This is a genomic window from Capnocytophaga sp. oral taxon 324 str. F0483 (genome assembly GCF_000318315.2).
GTDB classification, from domain to species: Bacteria; Bacteroidota; Bacteroidia; order Flavobacteriales; family Flavobacteriaceae; genus Capnocytophaga; species Capnocytophaga ochracea.
Genome location: NZ_KB291504.1, coordinates 21,072 through 27,339, shown reverse-complemented (window position 1 = coordinate 27,339; position 6,268 = coordinate 21,072). Strand labels below are relative to the sequence as shown.

Annotated in this window: 5 protein-coding genes; 1 reads left to right on the top strand and 4 read right to left on the bottom strand. The window is 40.9% G+C overall.

What is annotated here, in order from left to right; all coding sequences use genetic code 11:
- Nucleotides 1–192: 192 nt before the first annotated feature.
- The 4 genes from HMPREF9072_RS03525 to HMPREF9072_RS03510 all read right to left on the bottom strand — a co-directional run bounded on the left by HMPREF9072_RS03525 (nucleotide 193) and on the right by HMPREF9072_RS03510 (nucleotide 3,862).
- The gene (locus tag HMPREF9072_RS03525; protein ID WP_002675186.1) at nucleotides 193–1,443 is read right to left on the bottom strand and encodes a hemolysin family protein; all 1,251 of its coding nucleotides are present in this window, start codon (nucleotides 1,441–1,443) and stop codon (nucleotides 193–195) included.
- Between the two features lie 162 nt (nucleotides 1,444–1,605).
- Nucleotides 1,606–2,106, bottom strand: coding sequence for a cytochrome c (locus HMPREF9072_RS03520; RefSeq protein ID WP_009410576.1), 501 nt, complete (start codon nucleotides 2,104–2,106; stop codon nucleotides 1,606–1,608).
- A 182-nt stretch (nucleotides 2,107–2,288) separates the two neighbouring features.
- Nucleotides 2,289–3,275, bottom strand: coding sequence for a porphobilinogen synthase (hemB, locus tag HMPREF9072_RS03515; RefSeq protein ID WP_009410575.1), 987 nt, complete (start codon nucleotides 3,273–3,275; stop codon nucleotides 2,289–2,291).
- Nucleotides 3,276–3,334: 59 nt separating this feature from the next.
- Nucleotides 3,335–3,862 carry a YqiA/YcfP family alpha/beta fold hydrolase gene (locus HMPREF9072_RS03510; protein ID WP_009410574.1) on the bottom strand — a complete coding sequence of 176 codons (528 nt, stop codon included), beginning with the start codon at nucleotides 3,860–3,862 and terminating at the stop codon, nucleotides 3,335–3,337.
- A 353-nt stretch (nucleotides 3,863–4,215) separates the two neighbouring features.
- Here HMPREF9072_RS03510 and HMPREF9072_RS03505 point away from each other — a divergent pair, with 353 nt between their 5' ends.
- Nucleotides 4,216–6,231, top strand: coding sequence for a M3 family metallopeptidase (locus tag HMPREF9072_RS03505; RefSeq protein ID WP_009410573.1), 2,016 nt, complete (start codon nucleotides 4,216–4,218; stop codon nucleotides 6,229–6,231).
- Nucleotides 6,232–6,268: the final 37 nt, after the last annotated feature.

Below are 6,268 nucleotides of genomic sequence, written 5' to 3'. Positions count from 1 at the left end.
AGTTAGTAGTAGTATTTATATGCATTGTGAAAAAAGACTCTTCCGAAAGGGAGGGTCTTTTTTTAATGGTTAATAATTAATAATTAGTGATTAATAGTTAATAAGGTATTGCAGTAATCCTTTTGCGCCCCTGTACCTCACTTCTTTAACAGGAGTTGATACATTATTTTAAAGGGGATTAATCACTTTTCGCTATTCGTTATTCACAGTAAGTCTTACGGTTTCTATTTTAGTCTGTGAGCAGGCTTCGATAGTGAAGGTAAAAGGAGGGATTTCTATCACTTCGCCTTGAGTAGGGATTCCTTCGTTATGAAGCACTATAAAACCGCCAAGTGTTTCGTATTCCTCGCTTTCTGGAATATCCAAATGATAGGTTTCATTGAGGTATTCGACCTCCAAACGCGCTGAAAAAAGGTATTCAGTGTCGGATATTTGTTCTTCTATAAACTTATCTTTGTCGTGCTCGTCTTCTATTTCGCCAAAGAGTTCTTCTACGATATCTTCTAAGGTTACAATGCCCGAAGTACCACCATACTCATCGAGCACTACTGCCATACTCTTGCGTTTGCGGGTGAGAATGTTTAGTACTTCGTTTATCTGGATAGTCTCAGGGATATTGACAATAGGAATAAGCACTTCTTTGATGTTTTTTGGCTTCTTGAACATATCGAAAGAGTGCACGTAACCTAGAATATCATCTATATTTTCGTTGTATATCAATATTTTGGAGAACCCTGATGACACAAAGGTAGCAATAAGATTTTCAATAGATTCATTGAGCTCCACGGCTACTATTTCAGTACGCGGAATCATTATTTCACGTGCTTTTACGCCCGAGAACTCCAAGGCGTTTTGGAACATCTGCACCTCACTATCTACCTCTTCTTTTTTAGGAGCGTTTTCCATCTGTTCGGAGATATAATCTACCAGCTCTACTTTAGAGAACGAAAGAGGCACATAATCGCCTTTCGTCTTGAAGAATACGCGTAAGACAAAATCGGATATCCACATTACAAAGCTGGAAAACGGATAGAACAGCAGATAGAAAAAGTACGCAGGAATAGCAAATACTTTTAGGAGTTGGTTTGCATAAATCTGGAAGAACACTTTGGGCATAAACTCTGCCGTGATGAGAATTATAAGGGTAGAGATAATGGTATGCCAAAGGACATTTTGGAAGAAAGGAGGCAAAAGAACTGTCATTACCTTCCCCATTTCAAACCCATACACTACAAGGGCTACGTTATTGCCCACAAGCATAGTAGCCAGTAGTTTAGAAGGCTTTCGGGTGAGTTTGGTAAGCACATTAGCAATCACTCCTTCTTGCTTTTTAAGGATTTCTACGTGTACTTTGTTAGACGACACGTAAGCGATTTCAAACCCCGAAAAGAAGGCTGAAAGCACGAGTGTAGTAAGAATAATTATTACAGAAATAGGTTCCATAAGGGTATAATAGAAAAAGGCAGTTGCTATCAACTGCCTTTTATATAAGTGCAACACTTGTTATAATAGCTAAGCTGAGTGCAAGCTTCTTCATTAGTGATTCTTATTTTAAGTCATTCACTCGGCAAAGATACAAAAAAATAGATAATAAACGATCATTTCTTATTTTATTGTTCTGATGTACTCCAAAAGTTCACGAGCTTGCTGTTCGTTCAAGCGCTGGTTGAGCATTAAGGTGTTGTACTCTTCTACCAACTTCTTGGCGATAGGGTCTTGCTTCTCCATCACATCGGGATTGAGAATCATATTCATCACCCACTCTGGCGTACGGCGGTCGAGCAAACCTATCATTGCAGGCCCTGTGAGTCGCTTTTTAGGACGATGGCACACGGTGCAATAGGTGTTGAAAGTTTCTTCTCCTTTAGCTGCCATTGCTGCATCGGGGGTATCGGCTAAGGGTGGGGTGATGGTCTTCACGGGGCCTATCCCTTTGTTGTTTTGCCAATCGGGAAAATCGGGCTCTGGTGTACTGTTTGAAGGGGCAGGTGTAGTAGTGGTTGCCTCTTGGGTAGTACTATCGGTGGTGGTGTTATTGTTGTTTGTTCCGCCACCACAAGCGGTTAAAAGTGCCATAGTGGCAAATGTTAAAAAGTGTTTTTTCATTAGTGTATAAAGAAATATAGCTTGCGCTATGAAAATTAATTAAGTATTCTTGTTTTGTAAAGAAATATGGCTAAAGTCATAGAAATTAAACAAAAATCAATAAGAAAATTAGATAAAGATATAGATTCCCTGTTTGATTTGGTGTGATTTGTTCAATTTATCTCCCTCAGGGAGACTGTTGCCTATAAAAGTTTTACGACTTCCTTAGCAAAATAGCTAGCGATAAGGTCAGCACCGGCACGCTTAATGCTCACAATTTGTTCCATCATTACAGCATCGTGATCGAGCCAACCGTTGGCAGCAGCAGCTTTCAGCATCGCGTATTCACCCGATACTTGGTAAACAGCCACGGGCACTTCGCTCATATTCTTCACCTCGCGAACGATGTCTAAATAGCAAAGCCCTGGTTTTACCATCACAATATCAGCACCTTCCTCTATATCCATTCGGGTCTCGCGCAAAGCTTCTAGGCGGTTGTGATAGTCCATTTGGTAAGTTTTCTTATCCTTAGGGATATCCTGTTGGTCTACGGGAGCACTGTCGAGTGCATCGCGGAAAGGTCCGTAGAAAGCTGAGGCGTACTTGGCACTATAAGCCATTATCCCTACGTGCTCAAAGCTATTGTCTTCAAGGGTTTCACGCAAGGCGAGGATACGTCCGTCCATCATATCGCTGGGCGCAATAAAATCAGCACCTGCCTGAGCGTGTGAGAGTGCCATTGTACAAAGAGCATTTACAGTAGCATCGTTTACAATGCGCCCGTTTTCCACAATGCCATCGTGACCATAAATGGAATAAGGGTCGAGTGCTACATCAGTCATTACGAGCATTTGAGGAACTGCTTCTTTCACAGTTTTAATAGCGCGTTGCATCAAACCATTGGGGTTGGCTGCTTCTACGCCTTTGTTGTCTTTGAGAGCGTCAGGCACTTTCACAAACAGTAATACCGATTTGAGTCCTAAGCTCCAAAGCTCTTTTACTTCTTTTGCCAATAGGTCGAGGCTATAACGGTAATAACCCGGCATAGAGGCTATTTCTTCTTTTACGCTAGTACCTTCAACTACAAAGAGAGGTACAAGAAAATCATTAGGGGTAACAATCGTTTCTTTTACCAAACTACGTACCGTATCGTTTACGCGCAAACGGCGGTTTCTTCTCAGTGGATACATTATATTTAGTTATTAATTTTTAATGATTAATATTTAGTCCTTATTTATCTTTTTACCTACTATCTGCCAGTGTGGCTCCCTCCTTTTACCTCAAAAAACTCCTTCACTTCTTTTTCAAAAATCTCTATGGGATAAGTGTGTGCCATAGTATTCAAGAGGTGAATTTCTATATTTTGCTGAGGACTCATATCTTCTCGGAGAACTGATAGCGACTCCCACGGTGTAATGACGTCGTCCTGCAAACCGATAACTATCTGCATATAAGCGCGGTAATTAAGGTTGGGTTGGGTGTTAAAAGGCACTTCGTGTCGATAGGTAAGCGCAGGATTGAACAACAAGCAAGGTTTTCCAAGCTTTTGAGCAAGGTAATAGACAATGAGCCCTCCAAGACTTGAACCTATAAGCACATCAACCTCAGCATACTCTTTTTGTAACTCAGCAAAGAGGTTAGGCGCATTCCGATAGTCAATCGTAGGGGCGAAGATTTCACCGTAAGGGGTGAGCACTGCGCGCCTATCGTCTTGTAAGTAGCTATCGAGACCGTGTAAATAGAGTATTTTCATAATGAGGGCAAAAGTACAAAACATTTTTTAATTGACAAATTTGTCTTCTGTTGGCTATAGTCAGAAATGTTTCGTTTAGAAAATTGGCTTTAACAAAATTTAAAACTTCACTCAACTTAAAACCCTCTTCTTATCGCCTCAGAATCAACTTAAAAGCACCTTTTCTTCGTCTTAGCTTCGCCTTACCTTCGCCTTAGGTTCGCTTTAGGTTCGTCTCAGAAGGCTCCAAAATTCATTTTCCTTTTTCCACCTTTATGTTTCAATATTTTTCTTTTCACTAAAAAAATTAGTGCCATTTATCTGTTTTCTCTTCTGCTAATTTGCTAATTCCCGCATAAAGATATATATTTGCACTCTTATAATAAAAAACAACCTATATGTTCCAAACACCTTATAACGCAGTGCCCTTTTCGCGCTTTGCTCCTACCGACTATCTACCAGCCATCCAAAAAGCTATTGCCAAAAGCCTCAAAGAAATCGATACCATTGCTCATAATCCAGAAGTGCCTACCTATATGAATACAATACAGCCTTTGGCTTATGTGGGATTAGAACTCGACCGACTTACGGCGATGTTCTTCAACTTGAACAGTGCCGAAACGAACGAAACCCTGCAAGCAGAAGCTCAACGCATCTCGCCTCTGCTCACCGATTACAGCAACGATATCCGTTTGAACGAAGTGCTTTTTAAACGTGTTGAAGCAGTTTACAAAACCCGCAATTACCTTTCCGCTTCACCAGAACAACATACTCTCCTTGAAAAGACTTATAAGAGTTTTACTCGCAATGGTGCAAATTTATCATTGAATGATAAAGAGCATTTGCGCAGAATTGACAAGGAATTGGCGCGCCTCAAACTGAAGTTTTCAGAAAATGTATTGGCTGAAACACAGCATTACCAATGGGTGATTACCCATAAAGAAGAGCTCAGCGGTCTGCCCGACTTTGTATTAGAGATGCTCGCTACCGAAGCAAAAAAACGCCATAAAGAAGGCTGGGTGATTACCCTCTACCTGCCTGTCTATACCGCCGTGATGAAATATGCTAATAACCGTGAGTTACGCCGTAAACTTTTTATTGACTATCATAGCCGTTGTGCAGGTGATAGTGCTTATAATAACGAAGCCAATGTGTTGCGTATCGCTGAGTTACGTGCCCAACGCGCCTCACTGTTGGGTTATCCCGATTATGCCTCTTTGGTATTAGAAGAGCGTATGGCAGAAACATCAGAAAAGGTAATGGATTTCTTGAATAAACTTTTAGCTAAAGCCAAACCGCAAGCAATCAAAGAATTAGAAGAGCTAAAAGCCTTTTCAGGACTTGATGACTTTCAGCAATGGGATTTTGCTTATTATGCCGAAAAACTGAAACAACAGCACTATCAAATAGATGATTCTCTATTAAAACCCTACTTATCTTTGGATAAAGCAGTGGAAGGAATGTTTGCAGTAGCACATAAGCTCTACGGTTTGCACTTCACCCTTACCGATGAGGTAGAAAAGTATCACTCCGAAGTACAAACCTACAAAGTAACCGATGATAAAGGAGAATATCTCGCGCTTTTCTACACCGATTTCTTTCCACGTACAGGCAAACGCAATGGTGCGTGGATGACCTCTTACAAAGAGCAATACACTGATACTGAGGGGAAGGATTCGCGTCCACACATTTCCATAGTGTGTAACTTCACGCGTCCTACTGCTTCGGCTCCTTCCTTGCTCACCTTCAACGAACTGACGACTCTCTTCCACGAGTTTGGGCACGCTCTTCACGGTATGCTTTCTAAGGTTACGTATCCTTCTCTAAGTGGTACTAATGTAGCCCGAGACTTTGTAGAACTTCCCAGTCAGTTGATGGAAAACTGGTGTTACGAAGAAGAAACCTTGCGCCTTTTTGCAACACATTACCAAACAGGTGAGCCTTTGCCCATAGAATGGGTACAAAAAATAAAAGAAGCTGGTGTTTTTATGGAAGGACTTTTAAGTGTGCGTCAGTTAAACTTTGGGTTCTTAGATATGGCGTGGCATACCTACCCTCATTTGGAACGCCTTGAAAATATTCGCACTTTCGAACAAGCAGTTACCAAAGAAACTCAACTCTATCCAACTGTGGAAGCGATGTGTATTTCGCCCGCCTTTTCACATATTTTTAGTGGAGGTTATGCCGCAGGGTATTATAGTTACAAATGGTCGGAAGTGCTAGATGCTGATGCTTTTGAAGTTTTTAAGGAAGCAGGTATTTTTAATAATGAGGTAGCTACTCGTTTCCGCAGAGAAGTGCTTAGCAAAGGCAGTAGTGAGAAGGAAATGACCCTTTACAAACACTTTCGTGGAAAAGAGCCCTCTATAGATGCTTTAATGAGAAGAGCAGGATTCGACTTAGATAAGAGATAAAATAAGATAGAAGATGAGTATCAATTAATAATAATCA

Coding starts and splice junctions, on each gene's coding strand:
- HMPREF9072_RS03525 (WP_002675186.1), bottom strand. CDS start 1,443: ATGGAACCTATTTCTGTAATAATTATTCTTACTACACTCGTGCTTTCA.
- HMPREF9072_RS03520 (WP_009410576.1), bottom strand. CDS start 2,106: ATGAAAAAACACTTTTTAACATTTGCCACTATGGCACTTTTAACCGCT.
- hemB (WP_009410575.1), bottom strand. CDS start 3,275: ATGTATCCACTGAGAAGAAACCGCCGTTTGCGCGTAAACGATACGGTA.
- HMPREF9072_RS03510 (WP_009410574.1), bottom strand. CDS start 3,862: ATGTTTTGTACTTTTGCCCTCATTATGAAAATACTCTATTTACACGGT.
- HMPREF9072_RS03505 (WP_009410573.1), top strand. CDS start 4,216: ATGTTCCAAACACCTTATAACGCAGTGCCCTTTTCGCGCTTTGCTCCT.